The sequence below is a fragment of the Aeromonas sp. R2-1 genome (assembly GCF_040908425.1).
Lineage (GTDB): Bacteria > Pseudomonadota > Gammaproteobacteria > Enterobacterales > Aeromonadaceae > Aeromonas > Aeromonas caviae.
On the sequence record NZ_JBFODR010000030.1, the window covers coordinates 112857 to 136021 of the forward strand.

Here is a 23165-nt window from a genome sequence, read left to right on the forward strand (position 1 = left end):
CAACCCGTGATGAAAGCCGCCGGATCCTGGCGGCTTTTTTGTGTCCGGCTTACTGGGCCGCCATCCGGGTGCGGATGCGCTCGAACAGGCTCTGCAGGCAGGCCTGATCTTTGTCGGCGGCGCGCACGGCGCCATACATGTGGCGGCGAATGCCCTCCCCGAGAGGGCGCGCCTCAAGCAGGCCCTGGCGCACGAACTCCTCGCTGGCCCAGCGGGGCAGGGCGGCGAGTCCGAGCCCGGCGGCGGCCATCTGCAGCATGACAGAGGTGTTGTCCACCGGCTTGCAGCGGGCGGGCTCCACCCCGGCCGGTTGCAGGAAACGGCTGAACACGTCCATGCGCGCCCGCTCCACCGGGTAGACCAGCAGCACCTCCGGCCGCAGATCGTCCGGTGCGATGCGCCGCTGCTGGCAGAGGGGGTGATCCGGCGCCATCACCAGGGTGAGATCGAAGGCGAACAGCGGCTCGAAGTGAAGATCCCCGCGGGCCTGTACATCCGAGGTGAGCAGCAGGTCGAGCTGGCCGCCAAGCAGGGCACTGATGGCATCGAAACCCGGCACCGACTCCACCTCCAGATCCACGCCGGGCCACTGGCGGCGAAAGTCCGGCAACAGCGGGAGCAGCCACTGGATGCAGCTGTGGCAATCGAGGGCCAGATGCAGCCTGCCCGCCTCGCCGCTGTGCAGGGCGACCAGCTGGCGCTCGGTCTGGGCCAGGGCGGGCAGCACCTGACGGGCCAGGGCCAGCAGATGCTGGCCTGCCGCCGTCAGCACCAGAGGGCGGCTTTTTCGAAGAAACAGCTCCAGATTGAGGCGGGTCTCCAGCTCCTTGAGCTGGTGGGAGAGGGCGGACTGGGTGAGGTTGAGGGTGAGTGCGGCCCCGGCCAGGGACCCTTGCTCGGCCAGGGCGCTGATGGTCTTCAGGTGTTTGAGATCGATGCCCAGATTGCTGCTCTGAGGGGGGCTGGATGGGGTGGGCGCGACCATGGCACTGCTCCTTTGTGCGTCAGTTGAGAAATTCTTGAGAGCCAGTTGAAGAGGATTCAATAGCCAAGATCACCTTATCTTGTCATTTTGGATGTGTAAACATCTGGATGGCCAAACAATCCAGATCCTCATCAGATAAACGAGCATAAGGAATGGAACCTATGACCTGCGCACACACCCTGGGCTTTCCCCGTATCGGCGCCAAGCGCGAACTGAAATTTGCCCTCGAATCCTACTGGCGTGGCGAAACCACCCAGGCCGAGCTGGTCGCCGTGGGCAAGAGCCTGCGTGAGCGCCACTGGCAGGCCCAGCGTACCGCCGGGGTCAACCTGCTGCCGGTGGGGGATTTTGCCTGGTACGATCAGGTGCTGGGTACCAGCCTGCTGGTGGACGCCGTGCCTGCCCGTCACCGCCACGGCGACACCGACCTCGACACCCTGTTCCGTGTGGCCCGTGGCCGTGCGCCGACCGGCCCGGCGGCGGCGGCTGCCGAGATGACCAAGTGGTTCAACACCAACTACCACTACCTGGTGCCGGAATTTTACCGTGACCAGCGCTTCAAGCTGGGCTGGAGCCAGCTCTTTGACGAGGTGGAAGAAGCCAAGGCCCTTGGGCTGCCGGTCAAGGCGGTGTTGCTGGGTCCCGTCTCCTACCTCTGGCTTGGCAAGGAGAAAGAGAGCGGCTTCTCCCGCCTCGAACTGCTGGATCGCCTGCTGATCGTCTACCAGGAGATCCTGGCCAAACTGGCGGCCCAGGGGGTGGAGTGGGTGCAAATCGACGAACCGGCCCTGGCGCTGGACCTGCCGGACGAGTGGCGCCTGGCCTACCTCAAGGCATATGAGCGCCTGAGCGGCCCCTGCAAGCTGCTGCTCACCACCTACTTCGGGTCCGTGGCCCATCAGCGGGACATCATCACCAGTCTGAAGGTGGACGGCCTGCACCTGGATCTGGTGGCTGCCCCCGAGCAGCTCGAGACCCTGGTCCCGCACCTGCCGGCCCAGTGGGTACTCTCGGCGGGTGTCATCAACGGCCGCAACGTCTGGCGTGCCAACTTGGCCAAGCTGGCGCCGACCCTCAAGGCCTTGAAAGAAAAGCTTGGCGAGCGCCTCTGGGTGGCCTCCTCCTGTTCCTTGCTGCACAGCCCGGTGGATTTGACCCTGGAGCACGAGCTGGATCCCCAGACCCGCAGCTGGTTCGCCTTCGCCCTGCAAAAGTGCTATGAGCTGGGGCTGCTGTCCGACTACCTGGACGGTGGCGCCCTGGACAAAATCGAGGCTTACAGCCAGCCCATCGTGGATCGGGAGTCCGACAGCCGGGTTCACAAGAAAGCGGTGCAGTCGCGCCTCGCCAGCTTGACCAACAGTGACTTCGATCGCCAGAGCGCCTACCCGGTGCGTGCCGACGCGCAGCGCTCGGATCTGAAGCTGCCGCTCCTGCCCACCACCACCATCGGCTCCTTCCCGCAGACCTCTGAAATCCGGGTGCTGCGTCAGGACTGGCGTGCCGGGCGCATCGATGACCAGGCCTACGAGGCGGGCATCCAGGCCCAGATCAAGGATGCCATCGAGCGCCAGGAGGCCATCGGGCTCGACGTGCTGGTGCATGGTGAAGCGGAGCGCAACGACATGGTGGAGTATTTCGGGGAGCTGCTGGACGGCTTTGCCATCACCCGCTTTGGCTGGGTACAGAGCTATGGCTCCCGCTGCGTCAAGCCGCCGGTGATCACCCGTGACATCGACCGTCCGACCCCCATGACCCTTGAGTGGACGAAGTTTGCCCAGAGCCTGACCGACAAGCCGGTGAAGGGCATGCTGACCGGCCCCGTGACCATTCTCTGCTGGTCCTTCCCGCGGGAAGACGTGAGCCGCGAGCAGTCCGCCCTGCAGATTGGCCTGGCCATTCGCGACGAGGTGGCTGACTTGGAAGCCGCCGGCATCAAGATCATCCAGATCGACGAGCCGGCGATCCGCGAAGGGCTGCCCCTGCGCAAGCAGGATCACCAGGCCTATCTCGACTGGGCGGTGCGCGCCTTCCGCCTGAGCGCAAGCCCGGTGGTGGACAGCACCCAGATCCACACCCACATGTGTTACAGCGACTTCAACCTCATCATCGAGGCGGTGGCGGCGCTGGACGCGGATGTGATCACCATCGAGACGAGCCGCAGCCAGATGCAGTTGCTCGAAGCGTTCGAGCGCTTCAACTACCCCAACGAGATCGGCCCGGGCGTCTACGACATCCACTCGCCGAACGTACCGAGCCAGGGCTGGATTGAAGACCTCATCCGCAAGGCTGCGCAACAAATCCCGGCGGACCGGCTCTGGGTGAACCCGGACTGCGGCCTCAAGACCCGCGGCTGGGAAGAGACCACCGCTGCCCTGAAGGTGATGGTCGATGCCACCCGGGCGCTGCGCGCCGAGCTGGCCTGAGGGCTTCCATTCACCCGGACGAGCGCCCGGTGAGTGTCATCAAGACGAGAGAGGGAAGGCGACAGCCTTCCCTCTTTTTGTGCATGGCCGCTCCCTAGAGGGGGAGCAGGGCGGGGCGGGAGGCGGGCTGGTAGCGGGTGGGGGAAACCGACATCGTCACCGGGTGAGGGGCGCTTGCGAGCGCCTCGGCCAGCCACTGGCGGTCGAGGGGGATGGCATTGCGATCCTCGATCACCAGATTGAGGTGCTGGGCGCCCAGGCACCCGTAGCGGGCGGGGTCGGTCTGGGTAAAGAGGCCAAGACAGGGCACACCGCTGGCGGCAGCCAGGTGCAGGGGACCGGTGTCGGCGCTGACGAAGAGGGAGAGGCCGCCCGTGAAGCGGGCCAGCTCCCCCATGTTGCCAAGGGAAACGTGCACGTCCCCGAGCGGGTGCTCGGGGGCGGCGGGATCCGCGAGCTGGATCAGCAGGGCATCCGGGCTGTGACGGCGCAGATCCCCAAGCAACCGCTGCCACTGGGGCAGGGAGAGCCCCTTGCCCTTGCGAGCGCCGGTGAAAAAGCCGATCAGAGGACGGCCAGGATGGGCTCGTCGCAGCGCACTCAAGGCCGGGCTTGGCCCCTGCAACAGGCTGCCAAGGGGGATGGGTTCGGCCGGATTGCCCGGTATGCCGAGCAGTTGCAGGGGCTGGTGGGCGTAGTGGCACTCACTGTCCGCAGCCCGCGGACGCTGGAAGATGAGATCCCCATGGCCATCGTCGAAGCCGCATTTCTCACGGGCCTGTACCCAGGCGGCGATGAAGTGATCCGTACTGGAGGCGAAGGGGACGTAGACCCTGTCGTAGTGCTGGCGGCGCAGACGCGAGAGTGCCGAGAGGGCGCCCGGCAGGTGTCTGCCCTGCAACCGGATCTGATGAATGCGCCGCAGGGGCAGATCGGCCAGGAAGGGGAGCAGGGTGGTGGGGCTGCACACCAGCTCCAGCTCGGCGTGGGGATGGGCGCGATGAAGCTGGTGCAGGAAGGGCAGCAGGAAGAGGTTGTTGCCGATGCGGTTGGTGCTGCGAATGACCAGGATCCGGCGGGGTGCCTGCGAAGAGGGCGGCAATGCGCTGCGACTGGCAAGCCAGCCGAGCAGGGTTCGCTCCAGTCCCGCCGTCCAGACCCGGCGTTGGCCGTCGAAGCGGCGCAGGGCATCGTTGAGGTGAGTCATACCGTTGGGCTCCAGTGTTGGGATGGTGTAGAGGGTGCCAGCGGACTCTTAAGACAATGTTAAGAAGGGAAAAAGCGTGCGGATGATGGCCATGGCGGAGCGGGGTGCTGGTGCGGGACGGGGGAAAGTGGCTAGAATTGCGCATTTGAAATAAATGTTATCGTCCGCGGGAGCACCATGCAGTTCAGGGATTTTTTGCCGGTATCGACCAATACCAGCGTCAAAGAGAGTTGTTACGGCGCCCTTGGCGCCTTCGTCGGCTTGCTCGGCACCGCCTTGCTGTGCCGCTGGGGGCTGGGGCTCGAGGTGCACTGGCTCATCGCCCCCATGGGGGCCTCCGCCGTGCTGCTGTTTGCCGCCCCGGCCAGCCCCCTGGCCCAGCCCTGGTCCATCCTTGTGGGCAACGGGGTGTCGGCCCTGATGGGGGTATTGAGTGCGAGCCTGGTGCCGGATATGGCTATCGCCTCGGCCCTGGCGGTGATGCTGGCCATCGCCGCCATGTTCCTCACCCGCAGCCTGCACCCGCCCGGCGGCGCCGTGGCCCTGACCGCCGTCATCGGCGGCGAGGGGATCCGGGCGCTCGGGGTCGGCTACGTGCTGCTGCCGGTGCTGCTCAACTCCCTGTTGCTGCTGAGTCTGGGGCTCCTCTACAACCGCGCTCTGGGGCGTCGTTATCCCCATGGCGGCAAGGCGGCGCCCAATCGCCACCAGACGGCGGATCCCCAGCCGAGTGCCCGACTCGCCACCCAGGACATCGACTTTGCCCTGGAAAAACACGGGGAACTGCTGGACATCAGCCGCCAGGATCTGCAGGAGCTGCTGCAGGAGGCCCAGCTTCACGCCCTGCGGGGGCGAGTGGGGACGGTGCGTTGCCAGGATGTGATGTCGCGGGATCTCGTCGTGACGACGCCACAGGCGCTCGCTATGGAGGCGTGGCATCTGCTCTCCCACCACCAGATCAAGGCGCTGCCGGTGGTGGATGAGGGGGAGAGGCTGGTCGGCATCATCACCCTGCACGACCTGATGATCGACCGGGCGGGTCACCAGCCGAGGGCGAAGGAGGCCCTTGAGCAGCAGCAGGTCGCGGATCTGATGACCCGGGAGGTGCAGACGGCGCGGCGCTACCAGCCTCTCTACGATCTGGTGGAGGCCTTCTCCGACGGGGGGCTGCACCACATGCCGGTGGTGGAGGGGGAGCAGCTGGTGGGCATCATCACCCAGTCCGACATGGTGGCGGCGCTCTTCACGTTGGCCCTGAAACCCGGACTGACGAGCGAGGAGGCGACCCCAGTGTTGTCATAGCCAGGGGCAAGAAAAAAGAGGGCGTGCCTGGCACGCCCTCTTTTTTCGCAGACTTGCACAGACGGGTGGCCAACGCCTAGCCGTAGCGGGCCAGGGTGAGCCCCTCGTCGCTGATATCCGGGGTATTGCCCGAGATGAGATCGCTGAGCAACTGGCCCGATCCTGCCGCCATGGTCCAGCCCAGGGTACCGTGGCCGGTATTGAGCCAGAGCCCGGGGATGGGGCTTGGGCCCACCAGGGGCGTGCCGTCCGGCGTCATGGGGCGCAGCCCGGTCCAGAAGGTGGCCTGCTCCAGATCCCCCCCCTGGGGGAAGAGATCCCTCACCACCATGGCCAGGGTATCGTGGCGTCTGGGGTTGAGCGCCAGGTTGAAGCCCGAGAGTTCGGCCATGCCGCCCACCCGGATCCGTTCGTCGAAGCGGGTGATGGCGACCTTGTAGGTCTCGTCCAGCACGGTGCTGCGCGGGGCGCCCTCGGCATCCGTCATCGGCAGGGTGAGGGAGTACCCCTTGACCGGGTAGACGGGGAGCTCAATTCCGAGGGGGCGCAGGAAGCCGGTGCCATAACTGCCGAGGGCACAGACGATGGCGTCGGCCTGGAAGCGCTGCTCGCCGGCACGGACCGCCACGGCGCGTCCCTTCGCGATCTCGACCTCGTCGATGGCGCAGTTGAAGACGAAGCTCACCCCGAGCCGACGCGCCTCGTCCGCCAGGGCCTGGGTGAAGCGGAAACAGTCACCGGTTTCATCTCCCGGCAGGCGCAGGCCCCCCACCATCTTGCCACGCACCCTTGCCAGGGCGGGCTCGACCTCCTCGCAGCCGTCGGCATTCAGAGACTGATAGGGGACGCCGTACTCCTCGAGCACGGCGATGTCGCGCTGGCTGGCATCGAGCTGGGCCTGACTGCGAAACAGTTGCAGGGTGCCGAGCTGGCGCCCTTCGTAGTCGAGCGCGAGCTCGCCCCGCAACTGCTTCATGCAGTCGCGGCTGTATTCGGCCAGCCGTACCATGCGCCCCTTGTTGACCGCATAGGCCGCCGGCGTGCAGTTGGCGAACATCTTCAGCATCCAGCGCAGCTGGAAGGGGTCCGAGGTGGGCCGCACCGTGAAGGGGGCGTGCTTTTGCAGCAGCCATTTGGCGGCCTTGAGGGGAATGCCGGGGGCAGCCCAGGGGGAAGCATAACCCGGGGAGATCTGACCCGCGTTGGCATGGCTGGTTTCAAGGGCCACCCCGTCACGCCGCTCCAGCAGGGTCACTTTGTGACCGGCCTTGGCCAGATACCAGGCGCTGGTCACACCGACCACGCCACCACCGAGTACCACTATGTCCATCTTGTCTCTCCTTGACTGGGGCCTCCACCTTAATCAGCCGCCACAGGATATTCAACTGGTGTCGATGTCATTGGTGGTTATCGCTATTCACATTTTGTTAACTGGCTCTCAATGTTGTCATTTGCTCACTTTCTGGCATGAAATCCGGTCGATTCAGAGCCGTTCCAGGTGGAGCAGATGATGCTCTGCCGTCGTCAGGATGGCTTGCTGCTGTTCTGTGGTTTGGCCATTCCAGTTGGCATAGGGCAGGGCGAGGCGAGGGTTGTTGCCAAGTTTGTCCCGGTTGCGCCAAAGAAAGTGCCAATAGAGGCTGTTGAAGGGGCAGCTGTCCGGCCCGCTGCGGGCCTTCACCTGATAGTGACACCCCTTGCAGTAGTGGCCCATCCGCTCGAGATAGGCGCCGCTGCTGGCGTAGGGCTTGCTGCCCATCAGGCCGCCATCGGCAAACTGGCTCATGCCGCGGGTGTTGGGCAGCTCCACCCACTCGATGGCGTCCACATAGATGCCCAGATACCAGGTATCCACCTCGTCAGGGTGGATCCCCGCCAGCAGGGCGAAGTTGCCGGTCACCATCAGCCGCTGGATATGGTGGGCATAGGCGTGCTCCAGAGACTGTCGAATGGCGTGACGCACGCAGGCCATGCTGGTTTCTCCATTCCAGAAAAAACCGGGCAGGGGTCGCTCGGCCCCGAGAAAGTTGGTGCGCCGATACTCGGGCATCTTTTCCCAGTAGAGGGCGCGGACAAACTCGCGCCAGCCGAGGATCTGGCGGATGAACCCCTCCACCTGCGCCAGGGAAATGGTGGCCTGATTGGCCTGCCAGTGAGCTTGCGCAGCGCGGATCACCTCGAGGGGATGGAGCATCTTGCTGTTCATGGAAAACGACAGGCGGCTGTGGAACAGGCTCCAGCCCCGCTCGCTCAGGGCGTCCTGATAGCGACCGAAGTGGGGCAGGCAGTGTGCAAGGAAGTGTTCAAGCAGTGCGCGGCTCTGGCGCCGGGTGACGGGCCAGGGCAGGGCGTCGGCATCGGCACTGCCAATGGTGGCGACGCCGTGGCGGGTCAGCATGGCATCGATGTCGCTCACCTCGTTGGCAAAGGTGAGGGGCGCCGGGATGGGTTGGCTCGCTGGCAATTTGGCGCGATTCTCGGCATCGAAGTTCCAGCGCCCCCCAAGGGGCTGGCCGCGCTCATCGAGCAACACCCGGTACTGCTTTCGCAGGGCGCGGTAGAAGAACTCCATCCGGCTGTGGGGGTAGCGTCGCCAGCCATCGCGGGGGGTGAGAAAATGTTCGCTGTCCACCTCAGCGGTCGGGATGGCAAGGCCTGAGGCCCACTGGGTCAGCTGGCTTGCAAGGCGCCACTCGTCCGGGCTCTGCCAGGCGAAGCGCTCGGCCTGATGCGCTTCGAGCTGGGCCGCCAGCAAGCTCGGCAAATCGGGCCAGGGGGCGCTCTCATCGAGAGTCAGGTAGCAGACCCGGTGGCCCGCCTGGGTGAGAGCGGCGGCGAAGGCGCGCATGGCGGCAAAGAAGGCGAGCACCTTCTGGCGATGGTGGCGGCAGTAGTCCGTCTCCTGGCGCAGCTCCGCCATCAGGTAGCAAACAGCGGCATCCGGCGTGCGAAACCAGCTGTGACCTGCGTTCAGCTGATCCCCGAGAATGAGGCGCAGCTCCATCAGGGGTGCTCCTTCCGACGGCGGCAGCGTTCGCTGCAATAGCGCACTTCCTGCCAGCAGCGGGCCCACTTGCGCCGCCAGGCAAAAGGACGTTGGCAGACGGGACAGATCTTCTCGGGAAGATGGGGTTTGAGGTGCATGTGGCGGCCCTGTTGATGCCCTTGGTTTCTCTCTGCCTCCTTAACGAAGCACCATACGGTCGGGATCACTGGGAGAGCAGAAAGAGGCAGCAGGGGGGGATTGCCACTCATGAAAAAGGCCCCCGCACCTGCCGGTTCGGGGGCCCTTGTTCTCGTAGCCGTTACTGGCTGCTGAAGAGCCTGGGCTGGGGAGTGGACTGCGCCGTCAGGGTCATGCGGCCCGAGGTTTCCAGCCAGCTCTTGATCTTTCTGGCATCGGCGACCCGTTCATCCGTGGTGTTGGCGTGAAGCAGCACCATGACCACGGGCTCGTTGTTGACCCGGGTTCCCATCACCAGGCAGCGCCCCGCCTCGCGGATATAACCGGTCTTGGAGACCAGAATGGGCCAGCTTCCTTCCCGTACCAGGCGGTTGGAGTTGAGGTAGTGCAGCTGGCGCTTGCCGTTGCGTACCAGACGCTGCTCGGAGGCGGTGTACTGGCGGATCAGCGGGTAGGTGGATGCGGCAGCAGCCAGTTTGGCGAGATCGTGTGCGGTGGAGACGTTGCGGGGGTTGAGCCCGGTGCTGTCGGCGAAATGAGTGCTCCACATGCCGAGCATGCGGGCCTTGGCATTCATTGCCTCGATAAAGGCTTTGCGGCCACCCGGGTAGTGCCGTCCCAAGGCGGAGGCGGCGCGGTTTTCAGAGGACATCAGTGCGATGTGCAGCATGTCGGCGCGGCTCAGGCGCGAGCCCACCGCGAGGCGCGACCCCGTGCCCTTGAGTCTGTCCACGTCATCCATGGTGACGGTGAGGGTCTCGTTGAGGCGCTGATTGCCATCCAGTACCACCAGCGCTGTCATCAGCTTGGTGATGGAGGCGATGGACATCACCCGGTTGGCGTTGCGCTCTGCCAGTGTCTCGCCGGTTTTCGGGTTGACGACCACGTAGGCATCGGATCTCAGCGGAAGGTTGCTGCGGGGTTCGAGCAGGCTGTTGGTGGAAGAAGAGGTCGCAGAAAACGGGTTGGCATGGGCGCTTTCCATGCTGGCGGGAAGGAGGAAGGCGCCGAGCAGCAAGGGAAGAAAAGGACGAAGGTTCATGATTTGACTCTACTACGACTCACAGGGACATTTGGCTAAGTTATATGACGGTAATTGACGCTTCACAACGTCTGGTGGCCGGATATTTCCATTTTATGGACCAGCGCACCTTGAAATCCCCCGCATCGGGGCTATTGGGCCCGCAAAAGGGAGTCATAGAGGCCTGCCAGGCCATGCCAGACACGCCACCACGGGGGCGCACTATATGCTGGCGAGGGGCGGGATGACGACTCTTTTCGCACCTTTCGGCGTCTTGGAATGATGAAGGGGTCGTTAATGGCGATCATGGCGATAAAAACGGCGCCCGGCAGGGAAGATGGCCCGCTGCATTATCGCCGTTTTGCCCCGCGTCATCCTCCCATCATCCGCGCGGTCTGAATGGCCTCGATCAGCGCGGTCCGGTTGATACGGGGTCGCTCTTCATCGAGCAGTTGCTGCCACAGCGCAATGGCCTGGGAGTAGCGGCCGTGCAGGAAGTGATCGGAGGCGAGCAGCATCAGGGCGCTCACCTCACCCTTGTCCTGCTTGAGCGCGCTACCCAACAGGTGCTGCGCCTCCGGGGTGAGCTGCTGGCCCGCCTGGTAGTAGAGCACGGTGGCCTGGGCGGCCTGGGTCGCCGCGCTGGCGCCCCCTTCTTGCAGGGCGAGGCGCTGGTAGGCGAGCAGGGCATTGGCGTACTCGTTTCGATAGAGATAGAGCTGGCCGAGCGCCGCCCAGCCGTCGAGATCGGCGGGGTTGGCTTGCAGACGCTGGTGCAGGGCGCCCAGCTCTTTGTCCTGCAGATCCCGCGGGCTCAATCCCGCCAGCGGATCGGGGCGCGACTGATAAGCCTGCCACGCCTGATAGCGGCCGGTGCCGGCATAAATACCTGCCATCAGCGCCAGCAGCAGGCCCCCAAGCAGCATCCAGGAGCGCAGCCAGGGCTGCGGACGAGCGGTGCGATCTCTTACCAGCCGCTCGCGCAGGGCCTGCTCGGCAGGTGGGGTGGCGTTGGCGAGGCGGGCCAGCTCCAGCTCCCGGTAGAGGCGGCTGTGGGGGGCAAGCCCCGCCTGCTGCTTGGCCATGATCAGCCGGTTCAGCTCGGCCCTGGGGTCGTGAGCGAGCGCCCCCTCGGCTCTGTCGCCGACAAGCGGCACCCGCGCCGGTTGCCGGCGATGCAGGCTCCTGCGCAGGCGATGGAGCGCCAGCAACAGCAAGAGGGCGGGGCCGCCCCACAGCAGTGCCGTGCCGGCCTTGAAGGGGGGATCGTAGCGCACGAAGTCGCCGAAGCGCGCCGTCATGCGGGCGATCACCTGCTCATCAGACTGCCCCTCGTCCACCCAGCGGTAGACCTCGAGCCGCAGATCCCGGGCGATGGGGGAGTTGGACTCCACCAGGTTCTGGTTCTGACACTGGGGGCAGCGCAGGGCGCGGGCCAGTTCCTGAGCGCGGGTCTGCCGCTCGGGGTGGCGAAACTCATAGGTATCGACCCCGCTGGCAAGGGCCCCGAGGCTCAAGGCCAGCAAGAGCGGTGCGATCAGGGCGTGGCCGAGACGGCTCATGGCTTGCTCTCCCGCACTTGTCTCTCTACTTCTCTCTCTACTTCTCTCTCCACTTCTCTTTCCACTTCGGGCTGGCGAGCGGTGTTGCTGCGGGCCTTTGCAAGCAGGGGGGCAAACTGGCGTTGCCAGATCTCCCGGGTGAGCAGGCCGGTATGACGGGTCAGCAGGGTGCCGTCGCCGGCGAAGAGATAGGTCTCCGGCGTGCCGTAGACGCCGAGCTCCAGTGCGAGTCGGCCGTCGGGGTCGGCCAGCACGGCGCGATAGGGGTTGCCCGCCTGGATAAGCCAGGCGCGGGCGGCATCTACCTTGTCCCGGTAGTTGAGGCCATAAAGGGGCACGGCGCTGACCAGCTCACCCAGCAGCGGATGCTCGGCGCGGCAGTTGGGGCACCAGCTGGCCCAGACGTTGAGCACAAAGGGCTCCCCCTTGAGTGCCGCGGTGTGGATGGGGGCGCCACCAAACAGATCGTCACTCTGCCAGGCGGGCAGGGTGCGCCCTGCGACGGCCTCATCCTGGCTGTAGGGGTTGTTGCCAAGGCCGAGCCAGAGCAGGGCACTGAGCCCCAGACTGAGCACGAGCGGCACGAACAGGCGCAGACGGGCGTTCATAAGGTCTCCTGTTCAAGCCGAGGGCAGGGGACGGTCGCTGGCGCAGGATGGTTAGCCAGCAGCGGTCGGCGGGCGAGCAGGCGCAGGGCGCCGCCCGCCATCATCAACAGGCCACCGAGCCAGATCCAGCGCACCAGCGGCTTGTAGTGCAGCCGCATGGCATAGGCGCCGGGTCCCATCTTTTCGCCAAGCACCACGTAGAGATCGCCAAACAGCCCCCACGCGATGCCGGGCTCGTTCATGTTCATGGTGCGCACGCTGTAGTGACGCCGCTCCGGGGTGAGCCTGGCTACCTCCTGGCCCTCCCGATGCACGCTCAAGGTGATGCGCTCGGCGGTGTAGTTGGGGCCGATGATCGGCTCGCACCCCTCATAGCGAAACTCGAAGGCGCCGAGTCGATAGGGCTGGCCTGCGGCGAGTACGGCGCCCCCCTCCTGACTGTGGTGACTCACCTGCGCGATGCCGAGGGCGCACACTGCCACCCCGAGGTGGGCCAGCAGGCTGCCGAACCGATTGAGGGTGAGCTCGCGCAGGGCGACCGGTTGCAAGAGCGGGAGCAGCAGGCTGGCCATCAGCCAGAGGCTCAGCACGTTGGCCGCAAGCCCCTGCCAGCTTGCCCGCAGCGGTTCGGGATAGGCGAGGCTCAGCAAGGTGCCCCCCAGCAGGCCAAACAGGCATGGGAGCAGCACCGTGATGCGGCGCTGGGCTGCCAGATGCTGCCAGCGCAGGCGCGGCAGCTGGGTCATCAGCGCCATCAGGCAGAGGGCCAGCGGCACGAAGATGGTATTGAAATAGGGGGCGCCCACCGAGAGCGAGCCCAGATGGAGCGACTGGAACACCATGGGGTAGAAGGTGCCGAGCAGCACGCTGGCGCAGGCCACGCAAAGCAGCAGGATGGCGGCGCCGAGCAGTCCCTCTTTTGACAGCAAGCCAAAGCGGGCATAGGGGGCGCGAATGTCTGCGCGCAGGGCAAACAGGGTGAGGGCGCTGGTCAATAGCAAGCCGAGCAGCAACAAGAGGGTGAGGCCGCGGCTGGGGTCGACCGCAAAGGCGTGTACCGAGGTGAGCACCCCGGAGCGCACCACGAAGGTACCGAGCAGGCTGAGCGAAAAGGTAAAGATGGAGAGCAGCAGCACGGCGTGGCCGTAAGCCCCGCGCTTCTCGCACACCACCAGGGCGTGCAGCAGGGCGGTGCCGAGCAGCCAGGGCAAGAGAGAGGCATTTTCCACCGGATCCCAGAACCACCAGCCGCCCCAGCCGAGCTCGTAATAGGCCCACCAGGAACCCAGCACGATGCCGGCGGTGAGAAACATCCAGGAGCCGAGCGCCCAAGGGCGGCTCCAGTGGGCCACGGCGCCATCGAGCCTGCCCGAGTGTAGCGCCGCCATGGCGAAGGCGAAGTTGACCGCAAAACCGACGTAACCGAGATAGAGCAGGGGCGGGTGGATGATGAGGCCGATATCCTGCAGCATGGGGTTGAGATCGCGCCCCTCCAGCGGTCCCGGGAACTGGCGGTCAAACGGGCTGGAGAAGATCAGGGTATAGAGGCCGAACAGCCCGACGATCAGCCCCATGATGGCCAATACCCGGGTGCGGATCAGCGGATCGACCCGCCTGGAGCAAAGAGCTACCAGAGCGCCCCACAGCCCCAGCGCAAAGACGAAGAACAGCATGGAGCCCTCGTGGCCGCCCCACACGGCCGCCAGCTTGAAGCCAAGGGGCAGGGCGCTGTTGGCGTGCTGGGCCACATAGACCAGGGTGAAGTCATCTTGGCCAAAACAGCCGGCGAGCAGCAGCAGGGCGGCCCCGAGCAGGAGCGCGACCAGGAGGGCCAGCGGTGATGCGCAGCCCAGCAGCGGGCGTGAGGCGAGCCGCAGCCCCAGCCAGGGCAGGGTGCCTTGCAGCAGGGCGAGCCCGGTCGCCAGCAACAGTGAGAGATAGCCGAGCTCCGCCAGCACACAACCTCCAGGATCAATCTTTGATGTCATTCATGTCATGCCACACACGCCGCGTCGTCTCCCTTTGGGGGAACACATTGCCAAGCAACGGGTGTGGCATCACCAGAAATTCATTGGGCCAGCAACAAACCAGCGCCAGTCACCCGAGGGTGGCTGGCGCTGGTGATCATACCTTTAAACTACCGTCATCTGGCCGGCGTAGAGCACGAAGTAGCGCAGCAGCAGGATCCCCACCAGGGTCAGGCTGCAGACCAGTACCAGATAGCCGTTTTTGGCCCGCAGTGGCGCCGGGGCCAGCAGGGCCAGCAACTGGGGCAGCAGCATACCGATGCCCACCACCCCGAGCCAGAACACCTGAGCCCAGAAGCCGCTGCCGATGGCGGCCCACATGGCTGCCTCCTTCTGGCCGCCACCGAAGTAGAGGCCGGTAAAGAAGCAGACCAGCAGCAACACCTCCACCGCCAGCACCGGCCGCTCGAAGCGGTGGACAAAGCTCACCCCCTGGCTGTGATGGTTCTCCTTGAACAGGGTGACCGCCAGCAAGATGGTGGAGGCGATGCCGGAGCTGACGCCGGAGATGAGGAACAGCACCGGCAGCACCGGGTTGTTCAACAGCGGATAGGTCTTGAGCGCCGACAACAGAAAGCCGGTGTAGGCCCCCAACAGCACGGCAAGCAGCAGCAAGAGCGGCGCCAGCAGCCGCTCGATGCGGGCAAGCCAAGCGATGAGATCATCCACAAAGGCGAACTTCTCTTGCAGCAGGTGACGGCGCAAGGTCTCGATCTCGGAGCGAAATACCACCGCCAGCCAGGCGAACAGCACCGCCATGTAGACCTGGAACAGCATGACCCCCATCGACATCACGGAGTCGAACTGGTAGTGGAACATCAGCTTCCAGAAGGTCCAGGGGCGGGCCAGGTGGAAGATGAGGATCAGTAACCCCAGCACCACGCTCACCGGCGCCAGAATGGCGGTCGCCTTGATGATGCCGCTCTCGCTGCCGGCCCCCTTGCGGCGCAGCAGCACCGAGAGGGTAGTGGCCCCGGCGGAGATGCCGAGCAGAAAGAGATAGATGGCGATGGGCCAGTCCCACACCAGCGAGGAGAAGTGAAATGCGTCACGCAACATGATCCATTCCTCCTTCTGTTACTGCGGTAGATGGCGATCGGACAAATCCCCACACGAAGGAAGGGAAGTGAAACGCCTCTTGCATCGTCATGACTTTATCTCCCCTTTGGGCACGCGGTACATCTTGGGCGAGGTGCCGAGTGCCTGCTTGTAGCGATAGGTGGTCTCCTTCAGCAGCCGTTTGGCGATGGGGCTGTCCGGATCATCCAGATTGCCGAACACCAGCGCCTTGGTGGGGCAGGATTCCACGCAGGCCGGCTCCTTGCCCGCCGCCAGGTTGGTCTTGCGGCAAAAGTCGCACTTGTCGGCCACCTTGGTCACAGGGTTGATAAAGCGCACCTGATAGGGGCAGGCGGCCAGACAGTACATGCAGCCGACGCAAAGATCCGGGTTGACGTCGACGATGCCATCCTCCTTGCGGATATGGGAGGCACCGGTCGGGCAGACGTGTACGCAGGGAGCGTTGTCGCAGTGCTGGCAGGACTTGCGAAAGAAGTGGTACTCGGCATCGGGGAAGGTGCCGATGGGGCCGGATCGGATGATCTCGAGGCGCGAGACCCCCTCTGGCACCTGATTCACCTCCCGGCAGGCATCCATGCAGGCGGTACAGCCGATGCAGGCCGTCTCGTCGTGGAGCATGCCAAAGCGTACCCCGTCGATGGTCTGGCTGTGGGCGAGGGTGGTGGCAAGGGGGCGGGTGCTGGCACGAGCAGCCCCCGTCATCATGATGAGGGCCCCCGCACTCATCCCCGCCATGAAGTGACGGCGAGAGCAGCTCATTGTGCCTCCTTGCCCGAGGTGGTGTTCGCCTTGGCCGCCTTGACGGCCTCATGCTGCTTGCTGTGGCAGTCGACGCAGAGCTTGATGCGGGACTTCTCCGGAATCGCCACCATGGGCTCCTTGGCCGGGTGCAGCTGGTGGCAGCTGGTGCAGGTGAGCTTGGTGGCGTGCACGTCGTGGGCCCAGAGCGCCTCGCGCAGCGGTTTGGGTTCGTGACAGCTCATGCAGACCCCGTTCTGCTCGGCGATGGGGTAGCGCTCGGTGCTCTGTTTGTCATTGAAGCTGTCGCTAAAGCGCATCACGTCCTTGACCCCTTCCCGGTGCTGGGGGGAGGGTTGACCGTGGCAGTTGGTGCAGGTGACCGGCGCCAGGTTGTTGGGGTTGGTTGCCTGGCCGTGCTTGCCGTGCATGCCTTCGACCTGCTCCTTGTGGCAGTCGGTGCAGGCCTTGTCGGCACTGCGCAGAAATTCCACTTCATGTGTAGTCGGTGCCGGGGCGGTTGCCGCATCGGCCGCCTGGCCCTGCAGGCTGGTCAGCAGCATGGCTGCCATCAGCATCAGTCGTAAGAAATCCATTGTTAAATCACCCATAGGAAGCCTCCATCCGGCTGCGGGCCCGACACTGCGGGCCCGCATGCCTCGTCATTGTGCGAGCCGTCCGGCCGCTTTGGCCTCGGCATCCCAGGCGGGGACAGTGGTCTTGAGGAACTGGGCCTTGTCGCTGTTCATCTGCTTCATGTCCATGCCAAGAGCGGCCTGGGTCTTCTCCTTGCTGGAGATGTCAGGAATGGCGATCTCGTGGCTGATCCCCTTGGCGGCCAGCAGGCGTGCCAGCTTGGTGCGGGCGTCGGCGGCCTTGTCCAGGGCGGTTCCCAGCATGCGCAGCGCCACTTCCGGGGCGTGCATCTGCACCCCGTGGGAGGCGATGGAGAAGTCCCAGCGCCATTGGGCGTGACGGATGTCTTGCAGAATGTCCTTCATCTCGGCCTCGGTGGCGCCGGCATCCCAGGCGGCCTTGGCTTCAAAGTGGGCGTGCACCAGCTGCTTCTCGACTTTGAGCTTGATTTCGGTGACGGCGTCCTTGCGCTGCTTGACCACCCCTTGCAGCATCTCCTTGCTCTGGGTGTGGCAGTTGCGGCAGGTCTGATCGAAGCGATCGAAGGGGTTGCCTACCTTGTGATCCGTGTAGACCTTGCCTTGCTCGTTCTGCACCTTGGGCATGTGGCAGTCGACGCAGGCGACGTTGTTCTGGCCGTGAATGCCGGCGCGCCAGGTCTCGTACTCGGGGTGCTGGGCTTTGAGCATGGAGGTCTTGGAGAGGGCATGGGTCCAGTCGGCAAAGCCTATTTCATCGTAATACTGCTCCATCTGCTCAACGGTGGTGCCCTTGTCCCAGGGGAATTTCACCGCCTTGGTGGGGCCGCTGAAGTAGTACTCCACGTGGCACTGGCCGCACACCTGGGACTGCTGATCGAAGCGCCCCTGCTCCTTGAACGGCTTGCCGATGGCGGTCATGGCCCGGTCGGCATAGGGACGGGAGAGGTGCAGGGCGGGCTTGCCCTCCTTGAACTCTTTCGAGGCGGTGTCGTGGCAGTCGGCGCAGCCGATGGTGTTGACGATTTCCGGTCCGCCTTTTGCCCACATCCCCTTGAAGTAGCCATCCTCACCCTTCTCGTCGATGACGCGGGCCACGTCCGGGCCTTTGCAGCTCCAGCAGGCCATGGGCAGCGGACCGTCTTCGGCAGTCTTGGGGGCGCCGGTGCGCAGGGTTTCCCGCACGTCGGTCAGCGCATAGAAGTGGCCGCGCGGCTTGTTGTAATCCTTGGAGAAGGGGTAGCCGGCCCAGAGCACCACCATCTGCGGATCTTCCGCCAGGGCATCGGTGCGCTCGCGGCTCTCGCTGGTGCCTTTCCAGCTGGTGAACTGATCGGCGTGATCCTTGGCGAACAGCTCGCTGCGCGCCTCGATCTTGCCCTTGGGGGCACTGTCGTCTGCCTGCGCCAGACTGCCTGCGCCCAGCAGGGCGGTCAGCAACAGGGCCGCCAGCCCTGGTCGAAATAGCTTGTCATATGAACCCACGGTCATCACTCCCAGATAAAAAGTCCATGTCGGGCCTGACCGTTCCATCTTGGTGTGGACATCTGTGCTCATCATCGACGGGCATGGCAGGCCGATCCATTGTTATGGCTGCATATAAATCGGTGTTTATGCAATTGCTCGGGGGAATAATACCAAATGGGTAAAATGGATAATCATTTATCCCCGTGGGAGTTGCGCTAGATCAATTGAGGGGGATGAGGGATGCTAAAAGTGCGATCCAGGTGGAATTATTGAACCTCATCCGAGGGTTATTTCCACCCGTTCTCTTTTGATGAAAATAGGTAAAAACGATGTTCATCATGCTGGCGAGGGGAGCAGGGCAAGAGGCTGCGGGCAGATACAGCGCATGACGGGAGAGAGTGAACCGATTTTATTGAATTTAAATTCAATTTTTGGCTTGAAAAAGGAGGGGCGATGCTTCGGTTTTCCATCCCCATGGCCCCTGTCAAGGGGCTCTGTGACAGAAGCTGTCGTAGAAATGGGTGCCAAGAGAGCCATCTATTTTTATAAAAGAGAAATTAAGGGCTTTATTCCAGCATATTCGCGGCCTGGTAGCGTGTTATTGAATTTAATAGGACGGTTGGCGGCATTTACTTTCGATATTATCGAAAATGACGAAGGGTTATAGGGGGTGATTGACGGTAAAATAGCCGCCTGTCACGGAGACTTTCCCTTTACGCTTCATGTGCTGGGAAGTCTGTGTTTACCCGTTGGAGGATATATGGCCGAGCTGCGAATCGATAAACCGACTCTTATTGCCAAGGTGGAGGGCGCCGTGTTTGTGATGGATGCGGACGGCTCTTTGCGCCGTGCCACCCCTGGCATGCAACTGGAGCCCGGGATGCGCCTGCTCACCGAATCCGACGGACAGGTGGAGCTGGCGGAGGCGGGCAGCGAACGCCCTGAGCCTCCCCAGCCCGAGGCGGCACTGCCCGCCGGTGCCGATGCCGAGCTGGCGAGCCTCCAGGAGGCCATCCGCCAGGGGGCCGACCCAACCGAGCTGTTTGCAGAGACGGCCGCCGGTAATCCGGGCGCGGGCACCGCTGGCGGTGTGGTCGGCTCCAGCGCCGGCGGTTTCGTGGTGGTGGATCTCAACAGTGAGTACACCCTGGCCGAGGCGGGGTTTGACACCGGCCATGAGGCGCGTCAGCCGGGCGACGAGCTGCTCTATGCCGAAGATCAGGATCTGCTGGCGGCCATCACCATCACAGAGCCCCAGACCGACGACAACATCATCAATGCCGACGAGGCGACCGGCGTCATCATCCGCGGCTTTGTCGAGGATGTGGAAGTCGGCCAGACCGTCACCGTCACCCTGATAGATCAGGATGGCAACCGCCTGACCACCACCACAGTAGTGCTGCCCGGCTTCGTCTGGGAGGCAAACTTCGGCGACGTCACCGGCAAACTGGTGGACGGCCCCCTGACCATCCAGGCCGATACCCAAGACGCGGCTGGCAACCGGGCCAGCGACACCGGCCAGACCCTGCTCGACACCATCACCACCATTACCCTGGATTTGGCGGACGAGAGCGACACCGGCACCAGCCAGACCGATGATCTGACCCGCGACACCACACCGCTGCTACAAGGGAAGGGGGAGCCTGGCGCTACCGTTACCCTGACCCTGGAAGGCAAGGTGATGGCCGTGCTCACCGTGGATGGCAACGGCAACTGGCAATATCAGATCCCCGATACCCTGGCCGATGGCGCCCATGATTTTCGCGTCGATGCGGTGGACATCGCGGGCAACCGGGCCAGCGACACCCTGACGGTGACGGTGGATACCCGTGCCGCCATCGACATCGACGATCTCGATACCGACAGCATTCTCGGCCATGACAAGGTCACCCTGAGCGGCAGTACCACGGACGTGGAGGCGGGGCAGCGGGTGACCATCACCCTGATTGGCCAGAATGGCCAGACCCTCTTCAACGGCAGTGCCCTGGTGGGCAGTGACGGCCGCTGGCAACTGGGAGGCCTGGATCTCTCCAGCATCCAGGGCCCCTACGAGGTACGCGCCGAGGTGACGGATCTGGCGGGCAACCGGGTGATCGACGGGGCTCCCCTCATCGGTCAGAGCGATACCCTGACCCTCTCCGAGGCGGATCTCGCCAAGGGGCCGGTGAGTGCCACCGGATCCCTGCACACCGGAGCCGGGCTTGATGGCAACCTGCAGGTGAGTTTTGCCGCCGATCAAGGTGCCCTCAATCAGCTTGGCCTGACCAGCCACGGGACGGCGCTCGCCTACCAGGTCAGCGGCCAGACCCTCACCGCCAGCGCGGGGGGCGTGACCGTCTTCACCCTGACCCTGGCCAACGACGGCAGCTATCGCATCGTCTGGAACCAGAGCCTGGATCACGGCCAGGATAGCCTGAGCCTGCCCTTTGCCCTGGAGTACAGCGACAGCGACGGGGATCGGGTGAGCGCCAATCTCACCGTCAACCTGGTGGACAGCACACCGCCGGACTTCACCATCGCCCCCATCAGCCTCACGGAAGATGATTTCACCAATCCGGCGGCGGTGGTGGGACAGAGCCAGTTCGTGGTGGGCCATCAGTCCGATCCCTTGGTGGCAACAAGTGCCGTCTTCGCGGATCAGAGTGCAACCCTGGCTCGTCTCAACGGCAGCGGCATCAGCAGCGACGGTCATGTGCTGACTTTCGAATTCACCGGCGATCGCCTGTTGACGGGGTATTACCTGGATGGCAATGGCAAGCGGGTCGAGGTGCTGAAGGCCGAGCTGACCGCCAGCCAACAGGGCAGTGATATCGGCGGCAATGTCACCGTCTCCCTCAATGGGCCTCTGGATCATCAGGGCAGCGACCAGCTCTCCCTCGGGCTCACCGTCTCCGCCAAGGAGATAGACGGCGACGAGACCCGCGCCGATCTGGTTGTCTCCATCAGTGACGGTGTGGATCCCCGCCTTGGCATCGACAGCGGGGTCACCTTGCAGGAAGGGGCCTCGGGCCAGACCCTGAATGGCCAGTTGCCGGTGAGTGTAGGCAGCGACCGCCTCGTGTCGCTCAACTTCGAGGCAAGCCAGCCCGGCCTGAATGGCCTCACCAGCGGCGGCCAGCCGACTCACTATCAGGTCAACGGCAACGTCATCACCCTGCTGGATGCGGGCGGCAAGACCATTCTGACCGTGACCCTGGGGCTGGATGGCAAGTACCAGGTGGTGCTCGACGGCGTGCTGGATCAACCGGTCAGCACCAACAGCGTCAACCTGGGGCTGCAGGTGCAAGGCACCGACTTTGACGGGGACAAGAGCAACCTTGGCACCCTCAATATTCATATCACCGACGGCGTGCTGCCCCAGGTCGACCCCGTCTCCCTCACCCTGGTGGAGGACAGCGACTGGAGCGCAGCCCAGACCCTCACCGGGGATCTGGCCATCACCGCCGGGGCCGATCCCCTGGTCAACATCGTATTCGATGCCAGCCAGCCTGGCCTGCAGGGGCTCACCAGCGGCGGCCAGCCCGTGGTCATCACCATCAGCGGCAACAGCATCAGCGGCGCCGTCAACGGCCAGAACGTCTTCACGTTGACGCTGGATCAGAACGGTCACTACGTCTTCACCCTGAACCAGCCGCTGGATCAGGGGAGTGCAGACAGTCTGCTCAAGGCGGGCTTCACCCTGACCGACAGTGACGGAGATAAAGTCTCCTCCACCCTGAGCGTTGCCATCGGCGACGGGGCCAATCCGGTCATCAGCGCCGTGACCGGCACCGAGATGACGGAGGCGAACCAGGGGGACGGCGCCGTGGTGAGCGCCATGAGCTTCACCGTGAGCCACGGGGCTGATGCGCTCGACACGAGCAGCCTCAAGTTCGACATCGCAGCCATTCAAGGCAGCCTGGATGGCAAGTACAGCAGCCACGGCAGCCCGGTGACCTTCACCCTGGATGCCAACGGCGATCTGGTGGGGACCAGCGCGGACGGCCGCGAGGTGCTGCGGGCCGAGCTGGATTTGGTGGAGAGCAACGGCAACTGGAGCGTCACCGCCAAGGTGACCCTGGGGGCCGAGCTGGATCACCAGGGGAGCGAGTCCCTCGACCTGCCGCTCACCGTCACCCTGACCGACAAGGATGGGGACAGGGTCTCCACCGATTTACCGCTCACCATCAAGGATGGCCATGCGCCGCACTTCGTGGCGGGCAGCGGAGTGAGCCTGGATGAGCGTGGGCTCGACGGCAGCAATACCCTGACCGGCACCGGCCACTTCCAGGTCAATGCGGGCTCGGATCGGGTGAGCGAGGTGTCGTTTGCCGACATCAGTGAGCAGCCGGCCCTGACCGCCCTGGGGCAGAGCGTCAAATACGAGCTGGTCGACGGCGATGCCAGCATCCCGGGCAACCAGGTGCTGAAGGGCTATGTGGAAGTCAATGGCCAGCGCGTCGAGGTGCTTCAGGTCGAACTGGTGGGCAAGCTGGACAATGCCGCCAGCAACGGTTTTGACTACAAGGTGACCCTGTTCGAGGGGGTTCACCAGAGCGGTGGCACCGCCACCGACCTGCCGTTCAAGCTCAATATCGTCGACAGCGACAAGGGCAGCGGCAACAACGACAGCACCACGGGTACCCTCAACATCCGCATTTCGGAAGGGGACAAACCGACCCTCAACCTGACCGGTGTGACGGTGAGTGAAGGGCGCTTCGATGGCGCCGGCAACAACCAGACCGGCGATGATCAGCATGCCACCGGCACCTTGACCATCACGGCGGACTCCGATCCCGTGGTGGACGTGCGGCTGACCCTCTCGGGCCAGGTCGTGGATGGGAGTGGCAAGGCCATCACCCACAATGGTGAGACCCTCACCTGGCAAGAGGTGGCGGGCAGCAACGGCCACAGCTTCCAGGCAGTGACTGCGAGCGGCACCCTGGTGCTGACGGTGACCCTGCC

At 64.3% G+C, this 23165-nt stretch carries 17 protein-coding genes; 4 read left to right on the forward strand and 13 right to left on the reverse strand.

The features are described from left to right. Positions 1-49 precede the first annotated feature (49 nt). Complete coding sequence (locus AB5Y80_RS10740; protein WP_039041273.1) at positions 50-985, reverse strand: LysR substrate-binding domain-containing protein; 936 nt, start codon at positions 983-985, stop codon at positions 50-52. A 161-nt stretch (positions 986-1146) separates the two neighbouring features. Between AB5Y80_RS10740 and metE the strand changes: the two genes are divergently transcribed. Continuing rightward, entirely contained in the window at positions 1147-3411 is a 2265-nt protein-coding gene (metE, locus tag AB5Y80_RS10745) for a 5-methyltetrahydropteroyltriglutamate--homocysteine S-methyltransferase (protein ID WP_160839232.1), read from the forward strand. A gap of 94 nt (positions 3412-3505) precedes the next feature. On the opposite strand, the gene AB5Y80_RS10750 is transcribed toward metE, so the two are convergent. Then, entirely contained in the window at positions 3506-4618 is a 1113-nt protein-coding gene (locus AB5Y80_RS10750) for a glycosyltransferase family 9 protein (protein WP_368172905.1), read from the reverse strand. A gap of 177 nt (positions 4619-4795) precedes the next feature. Between AB5Y80_RS10750 and AB5Y80_RS10755 the strand changes: the two genes are divergently transcribed. Beyond that, a complete protein-coding gene (locus AB5Y80_RS10755; RefSeq protein WP_368172906.1) occupies positions 4796-5920 on the forward strand; it encodes an HPP family protein in 1125 nt (374 codons plus the stop codon). A gap of 76 nt (positions 5921-5996) precedes the next feature. Here the strand turns inward: AB5Y80_RS10755 and AB5Y80_RS10760 are convergent, their stop codons facing one another. From AB5Y80_RS10760 to nrfA, 11 genes are all read right to left on the reverse strand, one after another. After that, a complete protein-coding gene (locus AB5Y80_RS10760) occupies positions 5997-7250 on the reverse strand; it encodes a D-amino acid dehydrogenase (RefSeq protein WP_368172907.1) in 1254 nt (417 codons plus the stop codon). Between the two features lie 153 nt (positions 7251-7403). Further along, the gene (locus tag AB5Y80_RS10765; RefSeq protein ID WP_368172908.1) at positions 7404-8924 is read right to left on the reverse strand and encodes a cryptochrome/photolyase family protein; all 1521 of its coding nucleotides are present in this window, start codon (positions 8922-8924) and stop codon (positions 7404-7406) included. Continuing rightward, positions 8924-9064 carry a DUF2256 domain-containing protein gene (locus AB5Y80_RS10770; RefSeq protein ID WP_080944260.1) on the reverse strand — a complete coding sequence of 47 codons (141 nt, stop codon included), beginning with the start codon at positions 9062-9064 and terminating at the stop codon, positions 8924-8926. Before AB5Y80_RS10770 ends, AB5Y80_RS10765 begins: the two co-directional genes overlap by 1 nt. A gap of 161 nt (positions 9065-9225) precedes the next feature. Next, a complete protein-coding gene (locus tag AB5Y80_RS10775) occupies positions 9226-10146 on the reverse strand; it encodes a serine hydrolase (RefSeq protein ID WP_029314613.1) in 921 nt (306 codons plus the stop codon). Between the two features lie 350 nt (positions 10147-10496). Next, the gene (nrfF, locus tag AB5Y80_RS10780; protein ID WP_368172909.1) at positions 10497-11687 is read right to left on the reverse strand and encodes a heme lyase NrfEFG subunit NrfF; all 1191 of its coding nucleotides are present in this window, start codon (positions 11685-11687) and stop codon (positions 10497-10499) included. Next, complete coding sequence (locus AB5Y80_RS10785; RefSeq protein ID WP_368172910.1) at positions 11684-12295, reverse strand: DsbE family thiol:disulfide interchange protein; 612 nt, start codon at positions 12293-12295, stop codon at positions 11684-11686. Before AB5Y80_RS10785 ends, nrfF begins: the two co-directional genes overlap by 4 nt. Beyond that, positions 12292-14253: a heme lyase NrfEFG subunit NrfE gene (gene nrfE, locus AB5Y80_RS10790; protein WP_368172911.1), complete on the reverse strand. Its 1962-nt coding sequence runs from the start codon at positions 14251-14253 to the stop codon at positions 12292-12294. Before nrfE ends, AB5Y80_RS10785 begins: the two co-directional genes overlap by 4 nt. Positions 14254-14427: 174 nt before the next feature. Continuing rightward, positions 14428-15381: a cytochrome c nitrite reductase subunit NrfD gene (gene nrfD / locus AB5Y80_RS10795; protein WP_368172912.1), complete on the reverse strand. Its 954-nt coding sequence runs from the start codon at positions 15379-15381 to the stop codon at positions 14428-14430. 87 nt (positions 15382-15468) lie between these two features. Next, positions 15469-16161 carry a 4Fe-4S dicluster domain-containing protein gene (locus AB5Y80_RS10800; protein WP_368172913.1) on the reverse strand — a complete coding sequence of 231 codons (693 nt, stop codon included), beginning with the start codon at positions 16159-16161 and terminating at the stop codon, positions 15469-15471. Next, the gene (gene nrfB, locus AB5Y80_RS10805; RefSeq protein ID WP_368172914.1) at positions 16158-16751 is read right to left on the reverse strand and encodes a cytochrome c nitrite reductase pentaheme subunit; all 594 of its coding nucleotides are present in this window, start codon (positions 16749-16751) and stop codon (positions 16158-16160) included. Before nrfB ends, AB5Y80_RS10800 begins: the two co-directional genes overlap by 4 nt. Before the next feature lie 51 nt (positions 16752-16802). Further along, on the reverse strand, positions 16803-18245 hold the full coding sequence (nrfA, locus tag AB5Y80_RS10810; RefSeq protein ID WP_368172915.1) for an ammonia-forming nitrite reductase cytochrome c552 subunit: 1443 nt from the start codon (positions 18243-18245) through the stop codon (positions 16803-16805). Positions 18246-18531: 286 nt separating this feature from the next. Here nrfA and AB5Y80_RS10815 point away from each other — a divergent pair, with 286 nt between their 5' ends. Then, complete coding sequence (locus AB5Y80_RS10815; protein WP_323910229.1) at positions 18532-18888, forward strand: hypothetical protein; 357 nt, start codon at positions 18532-18534, stop codon at positions 18886-18888. A 93-nt stretch (positions 18889-18981) separates the two neighbouring features. After that, the coding region (locus AB5Y80_RS10820) for a retention module-containing protein (RefSeq protein ID WP_368172916.1) at positions 18982-23165 on the forward strand (4184 nt) is incomplete at its 3' end.